Annotated in this window: 12 protein-coding genes; all 12 read right to left on the bottom strand. The window is 58.9% G+C overall.

Going from position 1 to position 18,635, the window contains the following annotated elements:
- Window positions 1-103: 103 nt before the first annotated feature.
- Window positions 104-1,021 (bottom strand): carbohydrate ABC transporter permease, encoded by a 918-nt coding sequence (locus A9Z00_RS13620; protein ID WP_483316319.1) that lies wholly within the window; start codon window positions 1,019-1,021, stop codon window positions 104-106.
- A 15-nt stretch (window positions 1,022-1,036) separates the two neighbouring features.
- Window positions 1,037-1,993, bottom strand: a complete 957-nt coding sequence (locus A9Z00_RS13625; protein WP_483316320.1) for an ABC transporter permease — start codon at window positions 1,991-1,993, stop codon at window positions 1,037-1,039.
- Window positions 1,994-2,081: 88 nt separating this feature from the next.
- On the bottom strand, window positions 2,082-3,779 hold the full coding sequence (locus tag A9Z00_RS13630; RefSeq protein WP_296978537.1) for an ABC transporter substrate-binding protein: 1,698 nt from the start codon (window positions 3,777-3,779) through the stop codon (window positions 2,082-2,084).
- Window positions 3,780-3,886: 107 nt separating this feature from the next.
- On the bottom strand, window positions 3,887-5,650 hold the full coding sequence (locus A9Z00_RS13635) for a sensor histidine kinase (RefSeq protein ID WP_296978540.1): 1,764 nt from the start codon (window positions 5,648-5,650) through the stop codon (window positions 3,887-3,889).
- 2 nt (window positions 5,651-5,652) lie between these two features.
- Window positions 5,653-7,233, bottom strand: a complete 1,581-nt coding sequence (locus A9Z00_RS13640) for a response regulator transcription factor (protein ID WP_296978543.1) — start codon at window positions 7,231-7,233, stop codon at window positions 5,653-5,655.
- A 203-nt stretch (window positions 7,234-7,436) separates the two neighbouring features.
- Complete coding sequence (locus tag A9Z00_RS13645; RefSeq protein WP_296978546.1) at window positions 7,437-9,137, bottom strand: sugar-binding protein; 1,701 nt, start codon at window positions 9,135-9,137, stop codon at window positions 7,437-7,439.
- Window positions 9,138-9,812: 675 nt separating this feature from the next.
- A complete protein-coding gene (locus A9Z00_RS13650) occupies window positions 9,813-10,703 on the bottom strand; it encodes a carbohydrate ABC transporter permease (RefSeq protein ID WP_296978858.1) in 891 nt (296 codons plus the stop codon).
- Window positions 10,704-10,731: 28 nt separating this feature from the next.
- The gene (locus tag A9Z00_RS13655) at window positions 10,732-11,586 is read right to left on the bottom strand and encodes an ABC transporter permease (protein WP_296978861.1); all 855 of its coding nucleotides are present in this window, start codon (window positions 11,584-11,586) and stop codon (window positions 10,732-10,734) included.
- Between the two features lie 180 nt (window positions 11,587-11,766).
- Complete coding sequence (locus tag A9Z00_RS13660) at window positions 11,767-13,404, bottom strand: extracellular solute-binding protein (protein WP_296978548.1); 1,638 nt, start codon at window positions 13,402-13,404, stop codon at window positions 11,767-11,769.
- A 175-nt stretch (window positions 13,405-13,579) separates the two neighbouring features.
- The gene (locus A9Z00_RS13665) at window positions 13,580-14,938 is read right to left on the bottom strand and encodes an ABC transporter substrate-binding protein (protein WP_296978863.1); all 1,359 of its coding nucleotides are present in this window, start codon (window positions 14,936-14,938) and stop codon (window positions 13,580-13,582) included.
- Window positions 14,935-16,866, bottom strand: a complete 1,932-nt coding sequence (locus A9Z00_RS13670; protein WP_296978551.1) for a sensor histidine kinase — start codon at window positions 16,864-16,866, stop codon at window positions 14,935-14,937. The genes A9Z00_RS13665 and A9Z00_RS13670 overlap by 4 nt, the downstream gene beginning before the upstream one ends.
- Window positions 16,866-18,611, bottom strand: coding sequence for a response regulator (locus tag A9Z00_RS13675; RefSeq protein WP_296978555.1), 1,746 nt, complete (start codon window positions 18,609-18,611; stop codon window positions 16,866-16,868). Before A9Z00_RS13675 ends, A9Z00_RS13670 begins: the two co-directional genes overlap by 1 nt.
- Window positions 18,612-18,635 lie beyond the last annotated feature (24 nt).

Here is an 18,635-nt window from a genome sequence, read left to right on the forward strand (position 1 = left end):
CCTTTCACCTTCCTGGCCATGGCGGCTATTTCGTTTCAGTATCCTGGTCCCATTGTATTTTTTCAGGATCCGGAAGACAATGGCCAATTTGGACGGGGCCGGATCAGCCCTTTACCCCGCCGATGACCAGGCCCTTGACGAAATACCGCTGCAGGAATGGATAAACCATGATGATCGGCAAACTCGCGACGATCGTCATCGTCGCGCGGATCGATGTCGGCGTCACCGTCCGCGTTCTGCCCCCCATCGCATCGGCATACTGGTCGGCCGGACTCAGATGCGAGGTGTTCGTGCTGGCCAGGATTTTCACCAATTCATATTGCAGGGTGCTGAGATCGGCTCTCGAAGAGTTGTACAGGAACACGTCGAACCAGGAGTTCCATTGGTAGACGGCCACGAACAACGAAACGGTGGCGAGAGCCGGCACAATCAGCGGAAGGACGATCCGGATGAACACGGTGAAATCCCCGGCACCGTCGATCCTGGCCGATTCCAGGATGCCTTCCGGCAGACCGTCGATAAAGGAGCGAATGACGATCATATTGAACACGCCGATGATGCCCGGGACGATGTACACCCAGAAGGTGTTCAGCAAATCGAGATTTTTGATCAGCAGGTACTCGGGAATGAGGCCGCCGCTGAAATACATCGTAAAGATGAAGACAATGGAAACGAATTTTCTCAGCTTGTATTCGGGACGGCTCACGGCATAGGCCAGCATCGCCGTGCAGAACACGGAGACGAGCGTCCCGATGATCGTCCTGGCCGCGGAAATGAAGGTCGCGAAGTACACGTTGGTTTCGCTGAACACGTATTCGTAATTTCGCAGCGTCCAAACCCTTGGCCACAGATAAATGCCGCCCCGGATGGAGTCGTTCGCGTCGTTGAGCGACAGGGCCAGCATATTAATGAAAGGATACAGGGTTACGACGATCAGAAAAATCATGAAAATGTAATTGCAGAAATCAAACACTTTGTCTCCGAATGAAGACGCAACGGAGGAACGGGTCCGCGACATCATACCGCCTCCTTTCTTCTAGTACAATCTGCTCTGGCCGAGACGCTTGGCGATGTGGTTGGCCGAGATGATGAAAATGAAGCTGACCACGGTCTTGAAGATGCCGGCGGCGGTCGCCAGACCGTAGTTGTTCAGCTGAATCCCGTACTTCAGCACGAAGATGTCAAGGTTTTCCGAGTATTCGATATTCATGCTGTTGCCGAGCAGGTATTGCGGCTCAAAACCGGATTCGAGAATATGTCCGAGGTTCATGATGAGCAAAAGAACGATGACGGGCCGAATGCCCGGAAGCGTGATGTGCCACATCCGGCGAAAGCGCGACGCGCCGTCGATTTGGGCCGCTTCGTACTGCGTGGGATCAATGGTGGTGATGGCGGCCAGATAAATGATCGTGTTCCAACCGACGTTCTTCCACACCTCTGCGACAGCCAGAATGCCCCAGAAGTACTCGCCGACGCCGAGCCACAAGATGGGCCGTTCGATGATGTTCAGCTTGAGGAGCAGGTTATTGATGATGCCCTCCGGCGCCAGCGTCTCCTGGACGATGTTGGCGGCCACGACCCACGAGACGAAGTGCGGCAAATAGCTGATCGTCTGCACGGTCCGCTTGAAATACACCCGGCGAAGCTCATTCAGGAGCAACGCCAGCGTGATAGCGGTTACGAAGCCCAGCACGAGGTTGAGGCTGCTCATGACGAGCGTGTTGCGCAAGACGCGGTAAAAATGATGGTCCTGAAACAGCATCCTGAAATTTTCGAGGCCCACCCACGTCTGGTCGAACAGACCTTTTCCCAGCCGGTATCGCTGAAAGGCAATCAACCAGCCCCAAAGCGGGAGATATTTGAAGACAATGACCCACACGAGAAACGGCAGCGACATCAGCATCAACGTTTTCTGATTGGACAACGACTTGAAAAACTGCCTGATGCGCGACTTTTCAACCACCAAGGTCAGACTCCCTTCAGGCCGCAACATGCGCCAATTTCGGAAAAAATGGGATGGGAAAAGCGAGCCGGGCCCGCTTTTCCCTCCCTTATGGCATCGTGGAAATCGGCACTGTTGATTACCATTTCCCCGCGACGCGATCGCGTACTTTCCGGGTCATGAACTCTTCGTAACCCGCGGCATTCAGCTTGCCGAACTCCCGCATGTACTCTTCCCAGACGGCTTCGAACTGTCCCTCCGGAGCAAGCACCATTTTCGGATAGTACAGCATCATGAGGTCGTTTGCCTGCTGGCTGAACATCGCCTCCGGAGAGCCCTGGGGTTTCTCGATGCTCCACGCCGGGTACCACGGTCTTTCGACGGGCGTGGCGTAGAGATCCGCAAACGTCTCGACGCCCCAGGCCTTCAGCAGCTCTTTGTCGCCTTCCGTATAATTGACCCTCGCGACTTCCGGCTGATAGAACGGCCAGTGCGCGTTGCCGTCCTCATAGACCGAGTTGTTGCCGTAACGCGGCCATTCGTACTCGAAATAGGCGAAACCGTATTCGCGCCGGAAGTCATTGTCGTTCCGTTTGCGAAGCTGCTCTTCCGTCATATAGAAGCGGCCGTTTTCGTCCACCTCGTACGTAACGCCCGGTTCTCCCCATGTGGTGAGCTTCTGGTTCTCTTCCTTGAGCAGGTTGTCCCAGTATTTGATGATCCGGACCGGATCCTTGGCGCTGACGGAAATGCCGAGACCGCGGTTGTTGACGAAGGACGGCGGATCCACATAGGCGTCCGTGATGTCCTCGTCGAACACGATCGGCAGCGATACATATTGCAGGTCGTCATTGCCGGCCGTCTTCAGGTTGTTGATGGCGTCGCCGATCTGCCAGATATAGGCGGCAAACCCGAGCATGCGGCCGGAGGTGATTTTGGCCATGAACTGGTCGCCGTTGGCGGTAAAGCTTTCCGGATCCAGCAGTCCTTTGTTGTACAGGTCATGCAGCGCTTTCAACCAACGCTTCTCGAGTTCGGTTCCCTGATACAGCTTGGCTTCGTGGGTTTCCAGGTCCACGAGGACGTTGCCGTCGTTCGGATACCCGGCCAGGTGCATCGGCGGGTTCGTGATCGTGTAATACTGGGCGGCGTCGCCCGCGTAAATGCCGAAGCCGATCGTTTCTTTGCCGTCGATGACGGGATATTTCTCATGAAACTTTTCGATGAGTTCGAAATACTGGTCGAGCGTCTTGATTTTCGGATAACCGAATTCCTTCAGCACCCTGCGCTGAATCCAGAAGTTCGTCACGGGATTCGGGTCCGAAATGTAACCGCCGACATTGGCCGTAAACGGCAGGATGTAGATGTTGCCGTCTTCATGCTTCATCTTGTCCAGGTACGGACCGTACACGCGCATGATGTTGGGTCCGTGCTGTTCGATCAGATCGTTGAGCGGGATGAACGCGCCGGCGTCCACCAACTTGGCGTACTCGCTGACCGGAGATATGACGTCGGGGTATTCTCCGCCGGAGATCATGACGCCCGCCTTGATGGCCGGATCGCCCACGACGAACTCCATCTTCCAGTCGACGCCCGTCTGTTCCTTGAGAATCTGGCCGATCCTGGTTTCGCTCGCCAACTTGTCGATGTTCGATCCGAAGGCGAAATACGTGAACGTGACCGGGCTTTTGTCGTCTCCGCTTGCGGTACCGGTCGTTCCTGTGCCGTTGCCGGTTCCGGCCCCGTTTTCCTTGGCGCCGCGCGAACAACCGGCGAAGATCAGCGAAGCGGTCAGCATCGCGATCAAACCGATGCGCAGCCAGTGTCTCCGTCTCATCTTCTGTCCCCTTTCCATGCTGAACAGTGTGTTGTAAGCACTTTCAGTATAGAAGGGGATGCAAAACGAATTGTACATTGCAAAACTTAGATCCGGCTTTGAATAATTTAAGCGCCCGGTTTTTCCAATCCGCGCCCCGTGTGCGTGACGGGCAGGCGAAGCATGATCCGCGTGCCCTTGTTTCGGCTGCTGGCGATGCTGAAATCGAACGATTCTCCGTAACAGATTTTCAGGCGCGTGATGACATTTTTCATGCCGATCGAATTGTCCATGGGCGTTTCTTCCCGGAAATACCGGTAAAGCTCGTCGATTTTCTCCTGATCCATCCCCGCCCCGTTGTCCGAAACGATGAACACGATCCGTTCGTTCTCCCGCCCGATCTGGATCGAGATATAGCCGATGCCCGGCACATTCTCGATCCCGTGAATGCTCGCATTCTCCACGAAAGGCAGAAAAGCCATTTTCGGAATTTCCATGTCCAGCACGGCATGATCGACTTCGATGTGATACTCCAGCTTTTTGTCGAACCGGTATTTCTGGATTTCCAGGAAACACTCGATCAACTCCAACTCTTCCCGAATGGTGACGAAGCTTTTGTTCCACAGAATCGATTTCCGGAAAATGGTGGCCATGTTCTGGATCGTCTGGGCGGTCTGCGATTCGCCCTTCATCAGACTTCTCATCCGGATTGTTTCCAGCGCGTTGAACAGAAAGTGGGGATTGATCTGGCTGTGCAGCGCGTTCAACTGGGCTTGCCTTTCGCGCAGCAGGATTTCTTTTTTCTGGATTTCGGCGACGTAGACGTCATTGATCAGATTTTTGATCCGCTCGCTCATCCGGTTGAATTCCAGCGCGAGCTCGCCCACTTCATCCCGTTCGCGGAGATGGGGGATCGGTTCGAAATGGTTGCCTCGCATCGATTTCATGTGTTTCAGAATCACTTGAATGCGCCTGTGGATCGAACGATGGAAGAACAGGATGACGATCGTGGGAACGAGGAAGTTGATCCCCGCGAACCACAGGATGAACCGGCCGGATTTTCTGACATCGTACAGGATTTTTTCTTCATCGAGGATGCCGTAAAGCTTCCAGTTCCCGAGATAGCGGCCCGACTGGTACGGCTTCATGAGGACGATCGCCTTGTCCGGTCGGGGAATCTCGCGAAGATCGACGGCACCGTGCGCTTCGATGAGCGGGCTTCGCCCGCCGCCCGCGAGACGGCCGAACCGCGCTTGATCGGAAGGGTCCAGCAGGTAGATGTCTCCTTCGAAACCGGACAATTGGAACATCTGCTCGACATGGTTCCGGTTCAGATCGATCTTGATCACATTGTCGTATCCCGTAAGCCGGCGATCCCACAGATTCTGCACCACGCTGATGCCGTCGTTGGTCACGTACAAATGCGGGTACGTATCGTTCGTTTCCTTGAGCAGACGATACCACTCCGCCCCGCGCACGTCGTCCTCAAGCCTGACAATTTGCTTCGAGGTCAGAATGGTCGGATTGTCGCTCATGATCGTGACGGAACTGATGGTTTTGTATTCCTTGTCGGAACGATTGAACAGATGCGACACGCCGAGCAGCAATTCGATGTAGTGATCGTATGAAGGATGAGGGGTATTGAGCAGTTTTTTCAATTGATTGTCAATGGAATACAAGTAAGAAATGCCGGCGGCTTCGTCGATCAGCGCCCCCAGTTCGGATTGCAGCAGGGTGATGGCCTGATCCGAATCGGACGTTTTCTGTTCCTTGATGTTCCGGATCGTCAGCTGATAGAAGATGACGTTCGTTAAGACGGTGGGCAGAAACACGCACACCATGTAGATGGCGATCATCTTGCTGAGCAAGTTCCAATCGTGCAACCGGAACATTTTCACGGCTGACCACCCGATGATTGCGCAAGCATCTTGTTGCGGTATTCCGTCGGCGTCATCTTCTCCCGTTTTTCAAATTGGACGGCGAAATAATCCGCATTCTGGATGCCGACCATCTCCGCGATTTCGTATACCCGCTTCCTGGTTGTCCTCAGCAGCCGCTTGGCTTCCTCGATGCGAAGGGACAGCAGGTATTCGTTAAAATACATGCCGTAATGCTTGCGGAATAGCTGACCCAGGTAAATGGGGTTCATGCCGAATTCCATCGCGATCCCCTTGAGGTAGATGTTTTCCCTGAAGTTGGCGTCGATGTATTTTTTGACCTTCTCGATGATCGCCTCGCCTTTGTCTCCGCGCTTCCGCTCCATGTGGTCCGCGGCCTTCTCCAGGAATCCGGCGAAGGCCCGCTTCAGTTGTTCCGGATTGCGGTATCGGGTTTGCCAATTCAGCATGTCTTCCATCCACTCATGCATTTCTTCGCTGCCGTCGATTTGCCGGATGCCGTTGATCACGGCGATGACGCATCGCCGGATGGTGTTCGCAACCGCGCCGGGCGCGAAGCGCCGTTCCCCGAAGGCTGCGAAAAAGGCGTCCACTACGGCGCAGATGCCTTCCTTGCGATTGGCCTCGACCTCGAACAACAGTTTGCCGTGCAAATCTTCTTCCACATCGAAGTGGTAAAGCGGCATTCCGTTCAATTCCGATGCCAGATACACTCCGCCGCCGTCCGAAGCGAAGCGGTAATTCAGGCAATTTTCCGCGCTGGCGCGGGAAGCGGCGATCTGTTTCAGGTGATCCGTCCGGTGTCCGACGAACAAGGCGAGCTTCGTCGACAGGCGGTTTTCCAGATATCCGAGCAGCTCCGTATATCCCGCTCGCTCCGCCTTGAGACGCCCCTTCAGCCACCACGGGGGAACGATGAAGCCGTATTGATTGCAGCCGCGCGCATGAAGGAGCAGTTGGCGTTCGTCCATGCCAAAGTACCGCCGGAGGAACGTCTTCAGCGGCGGCAAATAATCGACGGTGTCATGCGGCAGCAAATCCTGGATTTCCGCAATGACATAGGCGTAGGGAGCGGCAAGGGGAAGCTCCAGCGTGCGCACGATTTGCGACAATACCTGTTCGTCGGGTTCGCTCTGGACCAGGCTTTCGATGACGATCTCGATAAGCGGTTTTTCTCTTGTTATCGATAACAATTTTTGCCGATTCAACGCCGTGACGACTCTTTTCAGCGTCGTTTCAAGTTCCTGTTTGTTGACCGGCTTCAGGATGTAGTCCGACACGTGATACCGAAGGGCTTGTTGCGCGTAGGCGAAATCGGAGTACCCGCTCAGGATGATAAATTTCGGCTGATGCGCGTCCTCCCCGTGGATCCGCCGAATCAATTCCAGACCGTCAAGCGCGGGCATCCGGATATCGACGATGACGAGATCGGGTGCCAGCTCCCGGATCATTGTCAGCGCTTGCAATCCGTTCTCTGCTTCACCGCAAACTTCAAACTGAAGCGAGGCCCAGTCCAACAGACTGATGAGTCCCTTCCGAACGAAGACCTCATCATCCACGATCAGCACCTTGTACATCGGCCATCCTCCCGTCGTGCCGAACCGCTGCCGGATCCGGCCGTTCTTGCTGCTGTTGCCAGGCGCCCCGACGGCGTACGCGACGATTGGAACTTGTAACTTGTAAAGTAAAATACAACAAATTGGGAAGCGGATTGTCAAGACCGAAAAAAAAGAATCCTTCCGCCGCCGTTTGCGCCGGCGCCGGAAGGATTCCGTCCTCATCAGCCCTTGAACAAATCGGGCAGGATGTTGTACAGGTATTGGTTCTGCCAGTACCAGGTGTGCGATCCGTCCTCGGCTTCCATGAAGTAGAAGTTGCCCTTCTCCGGTTTGGACGAATACCGGAATACATCGTCATGCTTCTTCATCGCTTCAATCTGCGGCTTCAGGTTCGGATAGGCGATGTCCTGCTTGCCCGTGGCGCTGAAGATGTAGAAATCCTGTGCCTTGTAGCCCGACTCGCGGACCACCCGGGCGAGGAACGCCGCCGTTTCCTCCGGCTTGAGGCCGCCGCTCCTGTCGCCGAGCGCCCAGCTGTCGCCGCTGAGCGGGATGTAGTATTTGAAGTAGTCCAGGCCGCCCTTCGCGAACAGGTGCCAGGTCGTTACGGAACCCATGGAAAATCCGCCGAACGCGCGATGGGCCCGGGACGCCTTCAGATCGGCCGGCGCGGCCGATTTCGCGTACGTGTTGTACTTCGTCTCCACCAGCGGCAGAATCGTCCCGATGAGCTCCTCGTGGAACAGGGCGACGTCGTTCTTCCCGCCGTAGAAGGACGGCGTCACGACGATGAGCGGCTCGATGTCGCCGCGGGCGATCATGTTGTCAATGATCCGCTTCAGCGCCCGGTTTTCCCCCGGACCGCCGAACAGCAGATCTTCGTTCTCGCCGCCGCCGTGCATCAGATACAGCACGTTGTACCTCACGCTCTTGTCGGACGCGTCGTAGCCGTACGGGAGGTACACATGCAGCTTTTTGCGGTCCTTGCCGCCTTCCGTGTTGTCGGCCTCGTACCACAGCGTTTCGATGGTACCCGGCCGGTCGCTGTCGGCCAGATAATCGGTCGGCATTGCGCGGAAATATTTCTCGTTCGCGGCTTCTTCCGTCATCTCCAGCGATTCGATCGCCGCTTTCAGCGCGGCATACCGTTCGTCGATCCACTCCTGCGTCACTTCCTGGCCGCCCAGCAGGTCCTCCGCCGTGACGTCCGGAATGGCGTTCTTTACGACCTCCGGATTTTTGTACAGCGTGAAATCCATCGACTGCGCCTCGCGGATCAAAATGAGCAGGTCGTACGGGTTGATGCCGCTCTGTTCATTGAATTTTTTCCCGGACAGCAGCACTTCGCCGAACAGGCCCGTATCGTTCCACGCCATGCCCGTCGAATCGAACAGATTGAGCGTACCGACCCGTTCCTCCCCGACCGCGTCGTTGATCTGCAGCTCGAGGCCCATGACGGTGCCGTTCACCGGCCGTTTCCGGAGGGCGACCCGGGCTTCGACGATATACCCGTCCTCCGTCTTGCTCACGGCGGTGTAGAATCGCGATGCGTCTCCCTTGTCCACGGTTTGGACGTTCTCGACGTTCACGCGGAATTGCAGGTCGTCCACGCCGTACTCCTGCGATTTGTTGTTGTCCTCGTCAAGGAAGATTTCAAGCGAATCCTGCATGTAGGGCGTCCCGGATTGAACGGACAGATGGCCGTCCTTCACCTCCGCCAGCACGTAGAGCGCGCGATCGTCCCACAACACCCTGAACGTGGCGGAAACCCGGGTGTCGCCGGATCGGTGCGGCGCCTGGTACGCCGGCACTTTCTCCCACACCGGATCGATTTTGCCGTCGACGACCGGTGAACCGAAATAGGCGGCAATCCTTTTGGGCGCGATCGCATCGTTTCCTGCCGTTGTCGATATCGGTGTCATGGCTGCCTCCCGGGTCGTTTCATTCACTGCGGGCACGCCGGCCGCATTCCCGGCCTGCGCTTGGAACGGCAGCGCGCACAGAAGCGCTGACGCCGCCAACGCGGATAAAAACGTTTTAGCTCTTCGTCCTCGCAATTGGCTTTCCCTCCTTGCAGAGTGTTTTTTAACTATTATTATTGCAGGGGCTTATTCGTTTTAGCAAGCGCTTTCTTGCGTGATGATCCCCGCGGCGCGACGATCGGTTTCGGTTTGCCGGCCGCGGCCAATTGCAAATGGATAATACCGGAAGATGCTCCACAGATATGATACTTTCGAACTTGCGCGATATGACTGCAAAGCAGGTGAACCGCACGGGAAGCAGGATGGGGGTTGCCGGCGTCGCCGCGGGTGTCCGGGCGCCGCGCATCTGCTGTACATCGGCTTGTCCCCGTCGGCTTCCATGGCGGATAACGGCAATGCTGCGCGCACCCTCGCATGACGACATGCCTTATCGAAAAAGCGGAAGGCCCTCCGGGCGCAAGCTGACAGGGCCTTCCAACATGCCGAATCGATACCGCATCCACACCGCCATTTCGCCGCGATTCCTCCGCAGATCCATGGGGGATGCCTTCTTCTCCGTTACCTTCCACGATTCCTGCGGACGACCGGCTCCGGCAACCGTGCCGAAACTCCGGCTCATCCCTTGATCGAGCCGATCATGACGCCCTTCTCAAAATATTTCTGAATGAAGGGATATACGAGCAGGATCGGCAGCGTCGAGACGATGATGACGCCGTACTTGACCTGATCCGCATATCGCTGCGCGTAGCCGCCGGCATCGCCTCCGGTCCCCGCTCCGCTCTGGAATACCTGGTTCGAGAGCAGAATGTCGCGCAGCACGATTTGAAGCGGCTGAAGGTCGTTGTTCCGCACGTAGATCAGCGCGGTGAAGAAATCGTTCCAGTGCCCCACCGCGTAATACAGGCCGATGACGGACACGACCGCCTTCGACAGCGGCAGCGCCACGCTCCAGAAGAAGCGGAAATGTCCGCATCCGTCCATCGCGGCCGCTTCGTAGAGCTCGCGCGGCAGCGACGTCTCGAAGAACGTGCGCACGATGATGAGGTTGTAGACATTCACGCAGAACGGAAAAATGAACACCCAGATCGTATTCGTCATGCCGAGCCCCTTGATCAGCAGGTACGTCGGAATGAGCCCGCCGTTGAAGAACATCGTCACGACGAACAGGAACATCAGCCAGCGCCTGGCCCTGAACTCCGGCCGGGACAGCGCATACGCCGCCGGCAGCGTGAACAGCAGATTGACGAACGTGCCCAGCGTCGTGTACAGTACGGTGTTTCTGTATCCCCGCCAAATGCGCGTATCCCCGAAAATCTCGCTGTAGCCGAACAGACTGAATCCCCGGGGCCAGACCCACACCTTGCCCGTCGCCACCATGGTCGAATCGCTGACCGAAGCGATGACGACGAAATAGAGCGGGTAGGCGACGATCAGAAACACGAACACGCAGGCAACCGCGATCAACAGGTCAAACAACGCATCGCCGGCCGACCGTTTTCGCAACATCCATCCCATGGTCGCGTCCCTCCCCGGCCTACCACAGGCTGATGTTCGAAACGCGCCGGGCGATATAGTTCGTGGCGACCAGGAAGAAGAAATTGATCACCGTGTTGAACAGCCCGATCGCCGCCGAATAGCTGAACTGGTTCGACAGGATGCCGACCTTGTACACGTAGGTCGAGATCACTTCCGATACGGGCAGGTTGAGCGTATTCTGCATCAGGAAAATTTTCTCGAACCCGGTCGTCAGCACGCCGCCCATGCTCAGGATGAACAGAATGACGATCGTCGGCGCGATGGCGGGCAGGTCAATATGGCGGATCATCTGCCATTTGCCCGCTCCGTCGATTTTGGCCGAATCATAAAGCTGCGGATCCACGGTGGACAGCGCCGCGAGATAGATGATGCTGTTCCATCCGCAATGCTGCCAGATGTCCGAGAGGACATAGACCGGCACGAATGCGGTCGTCGAGGCAAGCAGATTGACCTCGTAACCCATGGATCGGAGCAGATAGCCGACGATGCCCGTATTCGGCGAGAGCAGCACGTTCAGAAGGCCCACCAGCACGACGATCGAGATGAAATGCGGCATGTAAACGACCGTCTGCAGCACCTTCTTTCCCCGCTTCCATCGCACCTGGTTCAGGATGAGCGCCAGGATGATCGGGGCCGGGAAGCCGAGCAAAATCGTTGCGAGGCTGATCGTCACCGTATTGCGCATGATGTCCCAGAAAAGGTAGCTGTCGATGAACTGCCGGAAATAGTGCAGCCCCCGCCATTCGCCCCCCGTCAGTCCCTTCGTGAAATCGTAATCGCGGAAAGCGAGCTGGATCCCGTACATCGGGACGTAATTGAACAGAAAAATGACGACGATCGCCGGCAATATCATGATCCAGAGCTGCCGGTCGCGCCAGACCGTCTGCCATATCGTCCTTCGTCCGCCCGTTCCGGCGGCCTTCCGGACGACGCCGGCCGCTGTCCGGGTGGCTTGCGCCATGATCCATCATCTCCCGTGAATGACGGGGCCGCGCCCGGGATTGCCGAGCGCGGTCGCCCGTGCCAGGATGCATCATCGGTTCCGCTTGTACTCGTCCACATACCGCTGGAGGATTTCCAGATTTTGCGGCAAACCGGTCCGCTCCGCTTCTTTGACGTAACCGTCCCATTCCTTCTCGATGCCGCCGGACGTGATCCATTGCGAAAATTTCGCCATGGCCAGATTCATCAGGTTCGTGTTGTTCAGCGCCATCGTGCTGTTGTCCTCCGGCGTGAACTTGATGAACATGGTCGGCAGCACGTCGTTCTCCTTGTCGATCGCGTTCAGCGCCGGCATGAGCGGCTCCGTTTGGGCACCCACCGACTGCATGTCGGTGCCGAGCGTCAGCTGGAGATCGTCGGATATGTACATCGGGCCGTTGTCCGCCCAGGTGGACGTCCATTTCCAGGTGCCGGGGTCCATGTTCGGGTCGGCCGGCGGGAGCACTTCGTACGTGCCGTCCCCGTTATCCTTGATGTTCGGGCCGATCGATCCGAACAGCACCTGCATGCTGACGATCGGATCATACAGCTCGTTGATGAACCGCATCGCCGCTTCCTTGTTCTTCGACTTGGCCGACATGACCACCATGTTGACGCCGTAATTGAGCGCTTCATACGAGTAATCCCACGACACCTGCACATCCGAATCGGCCGTCTCCTTCAGCGGAGGCATGGACACATACTGGGGCGCGAGCGTGTTGCCGAACCGGTCCGTTACCTCCCAGCCCCAGGTGAAACCGACCTTTGCGATGTCGCCTTCTCCGCGGGCGACCGCCTGGAACTTCGTGTAGTCCTGGGTGAACACCTCCGGGTTGATGAGCCCGGCCGCAAAGCATTTCGCGAGAAACTGTACGACCCGCTTGTAACGCTCGTCGACGAAGAAGTTTTTCACCACGCCGTCTTCCATGAAATAACCCTGACCGCTTCCGTTCGTGAGTGTAATGCCCGTGCTGCCGAGCAGCACCGTCGGATGGAAGAACCCGAATCCGCCCGTCCCGACCGGGGCGAAGTCCATCGGAATTTCGTCGTTCGGATCGCCGTTGCCGTTTGCGTCCTGCTCCTTGAAAGCCACCAGCACGTCGTACAATTCGTCCCAGGTCGTCGGCATTTCCAGGCCGAGCCGGTCAAGCCACTCTTTGTTGATGTATTGCCGCGTGGCGGTCGCCGGCCAATACCGTTGGTACTTCGGCAGGCCGTAGATGGAACCGTCCGTCTGCGTCGCCAGCACCCGCGTCTCCGGCTTTTCTTCGAACATCCGCCTGACGTTGGGCCCGTGGCTTTCGATCAGGTCGCGGAGATCCTGGAACAGCCCGGGAAACATCGCGATGTCCGCGTCGGTGATCGCGTTGGGTCCGATGATCAGATCCGGGATATCGCCTGCGGAGAGCAGCGCACCCTTCTTCTGATCCCAGTCCGCGGTCACTTCCTCCCATTCGATGTCGACGCCCGCGCGCTCTTCCGCCGCCTGCAGCCATTCCATCTCCGACAACGGCTTCGTCAGCGCGTGCTTGATCATAATGGCGGTCAATTTCACCCGCCGGCCCGCATCTCCCTCCGCGCTTCCGCCGGATGACCCGTCCCCTCCGTTGTCGTTTTTGCCGCCGCTGCAGGCCGCAAGCGCAGATGCGGCGAGCAGGATCGCGAGAAACAAAGACCACGCCCTTTTCATCCCGTCGCTTCCTCCGTTTCCGTCTCATGATATCGTTTACAATCGCCGGCGCTTGCTGCCGGATGTCCTGCAGTCCCAGCCTAACAGGCGATGCCGGACGATTACAACGCGCACAATGATTGGAAACGGGGGACAACGATTGGATGATGGCGCGGTCGGAAAAACCGGGAATCCTTCAGCGGTAGAGCCCGCGGAACTCGGCCTGCACTTCCGCCGACACGGAGCTGAACGCTTCGCGGACCGACATGCGGCCGAGCCACACCTGATCGAGCACCGGATTCATGATCGCGGCAATCTTTTCGTTATTGCGGAGGTAATAGTCGAAGGAGTTGACACCGTTCTCGATCGTCTGGCGCATGACGGCGTCCTCATACCCGGCCGGATGTCCGGGCTTGACGGTCGCCCATCGGGCGATCAGTTCGGGTTCCGTATAATAGTCGAGCATGATCGGCATCCACAGCCCGTCGGCATACAGCTCGATCGCGTTTTCGGGGTCCAGCAGCCATTTGAAGAACAGCCAGGCCTCCTGCGGATGGCGGGTCGTAGCCGACATGACCAGCGGTTCGCCGAATTGGATCGTGTGGCTCTTCTTGAGTTTGGGAAGCACGCCCACGCCGTAATCGGCCCCCGCTGCGCCGAGATCGAGCTGAATCCACTGACCGTCCAGGTTCATGGCGACCATGCCGCTTTCGAGCGCCAGCGCCGGCTGCGGCAAATGTTTCTCCTGAAGCGGATTCGGCGCGACATGGTGGACGTACATCAGATCGGCCAGCCGCTGCACGGCGTCCATGACGTCCGGATCTTCCAGATTCATGCCGCTGCCGTCCGGCTTGACGACCGACGTGCCGTTGGATGGCACCATCAGGTGCCACATCCAGGTGTTGAACCGGACGCCGTACTGGACGATCCCGTCCGGATCAAACGCGGGATGGAACGCGTCGCGCCCGGCGCTGTCAATCGTCAACCGCTTCGCGACACGGACGAACTCATCCCAATCCCAGGCCTCCTCCGCCCGCGTCGGGGGCGGATCGAGACCGGCCTTGCGGAACAATTCGACATTGTAATAGAGCGCGAACGATTCCTCCGTCGCCTTGATGCCGATCACGCTGCCGCCGTCCCCGTGCATGACGGCGTTCGGAATGAACGACGATTCGCCGATGGCCGGATCGGCTTCCAGCAGCGGACGCAGATCGTACAGTTTGCCCTGCTCCGCCCATTGAACGGCGGTATGCTTGTAGAGCATGTACACGTCCGGCGCCTTGTTGCCCGCATAGAGCGTGGTCAGCACTTTGACGTAATCTTCCGGAATGTGCCGGTAGACGACTTCGATATGCGGGTACCGCTCCATGAACTTGCGCACGATTCGCTCATGCGCCGCCCGTTCGTTCGGCGACCCCCAGGTCGCGTAGGTGATGGTGACGCGCTCCCCGCCTGCGGACGCCCGGAGGTCCAACGCCATCCGACCGCAACCGCCCGCAAGGAACGAGGCCAGCAACAGAAGAATCAGCGCCGTCCGCCGGCGCTCCCCTTTCATCCGCACGGCGCTTCCCTCCGTTCGCCTGCCCGCGACGCTTCCGACTCCTCCGAAGCGAAGGGCGCCCTGCGGGCGTCGCGGGAGACCGCCAGCCGGATCACCACCTTCGTGCCGCACCCTTCGCGGCTTTCGACGTGCACGCCGTACTCCGGTCCGTAGAGAATCCGGATCCGCTTCCCGACGTTCGCGATGCCCGTCGACTGGGCTTCGCCGTTCATCATGCGCGACAGCCGTTCCGTGGAGAACCCCCGCCCGTTGTCCTCGACCGTGAACACCGCCGCGTCGCCTTCGCGCCGGCCGCGGATCCGGATGACGCCGCCGCCCGTCATTTCCGCAAAACCGTGAATGATCGCGTTTTCGACGAAAGGCTGAAGGAACAGCTTGGGCACGTCCATGTCGAGCAGTTCCTCCGCAACGTCGACCTCCATCGTGAACAATTCTTCAAACCGGGTTGACATGACGTATGCGTATTTTTCGAGCCAGTCCAGATCGGTGCGGAGCGGCCACATTTCACGCTTGTGGCGCGCCGTCATCTGAAGCATGTCCGACAGATTGAGCATGACGCGGGCCATCTCCTGCTGGCCGTTCTCGATCGCAATCCAGTACAACGTCGTCAGCGTGTTGTACAGGAAGTGCGGGTTCAGCTGCAGATTGAGCGCCATCAGCTCCGCCTCCTTCTCCCGCAGCCGGACGGCATAATTCTCCTCGATCAGCGCCGCGATCCGGCTGTTCATCTGGTTGAACAGCCGGATGACGTGTCCGAATTCGTCCCGGCCGCCTTCCGGTATGCGCACGCCGAACCTTCCCCGCTCCACCATCAGGATCGCCTGTTTGATCCTGATGAGCGGCTTCGTGACGACGAACGACATCAGATAGGCAATCAGCGCGGAGACCGACAGCATGACGGCAAGAAACAGGATCGTGTAGCCCTTCAGCGCGCCGATCCCGTGCAGCGCATCCCGGACGGGAATTTCGATCCAGGACAGCCATCCGGTGCTCGCCATCGTGTCGTAACGGACCAACAGGTCCCGACCTTCGCGCTCGAAACGCAGCATGCCGCGCTTCCGCTCGAGCGCTTCCGCAAGCCATGGCGGCGACCCGGCGGTTCCGGCCCGCTCCGGTTCCGACGCCGCGATGATGGTGCCGTCCGGCGCCGCGATGCCGTAGGAGAGACGCCGGTAACCGTTGCTTCCCGCGAACTCCTCGAACAGCCGGCTGAAATAGTCGACGGTCAGATTCACCATCAGCACCGGCTTTTCCCGGTCGTCCGGCAACGTGTGAAAAATGCCCCGCTCGTCGATGTAGGTCAGGTTGAGCTGCTTCACCGCCGACACAAGCCGGTCATACTCGAAGCGAAATCCCTCGAGGCGGGGCTCGTTCATGACGTCCGCGAACCGGTAGGTCGGAATCCAGACGAGATCCCCGCCCGCCGCTTCCGCGGCCGCGCGCAGTTCGGATGAAAAAAAGCCGCCGGGCGGCACGAACATGCGCGCCGCGCTGCCGAAGGCGTAATTCGGCGTCATGATGAACACCGAATAGATGCCGTCGTTGCCGCCGAAATAGCGGAACAAAATCTGGGTGATGCGCCGGTCGGCCTTCAGCAGCGATTCGTTGTCCTCCGGTTCGATGGCCGCGAACGTTTCATACAGTTCCGCGTCGATCGGCAGCACTTCGCTCTTGTCCGCAATGTCAAACAGGGCCGCGTCCAGCTGCAGATTCTGGTTCAGGACGACATCTCCCAGACTTTCGCTGACGTTCGCGAGCATGTTGCGCGCGCTGATCTCGTAATAGACGAACCCGAGCAGCAGAATGATGAAGCTGACCAGCGCGAAATAGGACGCGAACAGTTTCATCCGGAAGCCGGCACCCGCGGCCGCTTCCCGCATGCCGCGAGCGAGCCGGCGGGCGGCCCGAACGGCGGATCGCATCAAATACCCCCCGCTTCATGGCGAGCCGCGAACATCCGTCGGAACTCGTCGGGCGAACAGAGAAACATTTTGCGGAACACTTTGTTGAAATATTTCGTGTCCTTGTACCCCACCCGGCACGCGATCTCCGCCACCCGCAGATTGGTGTTGAGGAGCAGTTCCCGCGCCTTCCGCATCCGCGCCTGCGCGAGGTATTCCGAGAACGGCATGCCGGCGTGCTGCTTGAACAGGATGCTGAAATAGGACGGATTGTAGTAAAACCGCTGCGCCACCGCCTCCAGGCCGAGGTTCTCGTGCAAATGCGCGTCGATATACTCACGGCATTTTCGCATGATCAGCTCGATTCGGGATTGCCTGGATACCTTGAGCCGGCAGATCAGATCACACAGCAATCGTTCGGCGGCAGCCTTCACGTCCGCCCATGACGGGGAAGCCAGGATCTGCCGTTCGATCCGCTCGGACAATTCGCGGCTGTCGGCTTCGTCCAGCACGAATTCCGTCCGCTGCATGCAGCCGAGCAGAAGCTGCATCGCAGCCAGCTTCGCCCGCATCGGCGGCGGGCCGGAACGGGCAATCCGATCGAGTGCCTCCGCGAGCAGCCCGGCAGCCTTCGCCTCGTCGCAAGAAGCCGCCGCCTCTTCCAGCGCGTCGATGTCCCGGGCGGACGGCAGCGGTCCGACATCTGCGTGCTGCTTCGCATCGCCCGGGACGCCGGCGTCCAGCCATGTCCCCGGCCGCGCATAGAACAGCCGGTCCAGTGCTTCGATCGCGTTTCGATACGATTCGTGCGCATCCCGCTCGATCCGGGGCACCTCGCGGCCGATCGCCGCGCCGACGGTGCGGCCGTACACCCGGGCAAGCCGCTGCACCGCATCCCGCAGCCTGCCGAGCGCTTCGGCCGGACTGCATCCGGTCTTCCAGGCCGCCGCGATGTACAGCCGTCCGGGTTCGTGATCCGGAGCCGATGCGGCCGCATCCGCATAAGAAGCCAGCGCCCGGAGCGCCGTTTGCCTGAGCATCCCGCGCCATTCCTCCTCCCGGACGAACCCCCCGTCCGACGGTTCCGGCGTCCCGCCGCCCGGACCGGACGTCTCCAACAGGATCACGCGACCCGGTCCGGCCAGGCCGAAGCGGCTCTCCCACTCCTCCCGCTCGCCGGCGGTCAGTTCGCCGGAGGCCATCCACTTGTGGAGCAGATGTTCGGCGTACAACCGCGATGCCACCGTGTCCGGCGCGGCCGGCCGCCGCGCATGATCGGCTTCATGCCGCGCGTCTTCCGCGGAACCCTGGACGGCTTCCCTTCCCGCCGCCGTTCCAGGAACCCGCCATTTCTGTTCCGCCGGGCTTCGCTCCCGCTCCCGCACGAGCTGCTCCTCCAGCTTCTCCAGCACGTCCGCCAATTGTTCCGGCCTTACCGGCTTCAGCAAATAGTCCTTCGCGCCGAGCCGCAGCGCTTGCTGGGCGTAGCTGAATTCACTGTATACGCTTACAAGAACGACCTTCGGCCGTCCCTGCGGCAGGCGGCCGACCGCTTCGAGAAACTCGAGGCCGCTGGCCAGCGGCATCTGGATATCCGTGAACACGAACTCCGGGGCGGATTCCCGTACCAGCTTGAGCGCCTCCTTCCCGTTCCTCGCCTCATATACGCGGTAAGCGGGTCGGAGCGAGCGAATGAGCGCAGCCAGCCCGCGCCGTTGCCGCGGCTCGTCGTCCGCCACCAGTACGCCGATCGGTTCTGCCAGCATTCCCCGTAACCCCCATCTGGATCA

It is taken from the genome of Thermobacillus sp. ZCTH02-B1 (assembly GCF_002159085.1).
GTDB lineage: Bacteria > Bacillota > Bacilli > Paenibacillales > Paenibacillaceae > Thermobacillus.

What these genes read in the sequence shown, in the direction of transcription:
- A9Z00_RS13630 (WP_296978537.1), bottom strand. Translation starts at nt 3,779, where the DNA reads ATGAGACGGAGACACTGGCTGCGCATCGGTTTGATCGCGATGCTGACC.
- A9Z00_RS13635 (WP_296978540.1), bottom strand. Translation starts at nt 5,650, where the DNA reads ATGTTCCGGTTGCACGATTGGAACTTGCTCAGCAAGATGATCGCCATC.
- A9Z00_RS13650 (WP_296978858.1), bottom strand. Translation starts at nt 10,703, where the DNA reads ATGTTGCGAAAACGGTCGGCCGGCGATGCGTTGTTTGACCTGTTGATC.
- A9Z00_RS13675 (WP_296978555.1), bottom strand. Translation starts at nt 18,611, where the DNA reads ATGCTGGCAGAACCGATCGGCGTACTGGTGGCGGACGACGAGCCGCGG.
- A9Z00_RS13640 (WP_296978543.1), bottom strand. Translation starts at nt 7,233, where the DNA reads ATGTACAAGGTGCTGATCGTGGATGATGAGGTCTTCGTTCGGAAGGGA.
- A9Z00_RS13665 (WP_296978863.1), bottom strand. Translation starts at nt 14,938, where the DNA reads ATGAAAGGGGAGCGCCGGCGGACGGCGCTGATTCTTCTGTTGCTGGCC.
- A9Z00_RS13625 (WP_483316320.1), bottom strand. Translation starts at nt 1,993, where the DNA reads ATGTTGCGGCCTGAAGGGAGTCTGACCTTGGTGGTTGAAAAGTCGCGC.
- A9Z00_RS13655 (WP_296978861.1), bottom strand. Translation starts at nt 11,586, where the DNA reads ATGATATTGCCGGCGATCGTCGTCATTTTTCTGTTCAATTACGTCCCG.
- A9Z00_RS13670 (WP_296978551.1), bottom strand. Translation starts at nt 16,866, where the DNA reads ATGCGATCCGCCGTTCGGGCCGCCCGCCGGCTCGCTCGCGGCATGCGG.
- A9Z00_RS13620 (WP_483316319.1), bottom strand. Translation starts at nt 1,021, where the DNA reads ATGATGTCGCGGACCCGTTCCTCCGTTGCGTCTTCATTCGGAGACAAA.
- A9Z00_RS13645 (WP_296978546.1), bottom strand. Translation starts at nt 9,137, where the DNA reads ATGACACCGATATCGACAACGGCAGGAAACGATGCGATCGCGCCCAAA.
- A9Z00_RS13660 (WP_296978548.1), bottom strand. Translation starts at nt 13,404, where the DNA reads ATGAAAAGGGCGTGGTCTTTGTTTCTCGCGATCCTGCTCGCCGCATCT.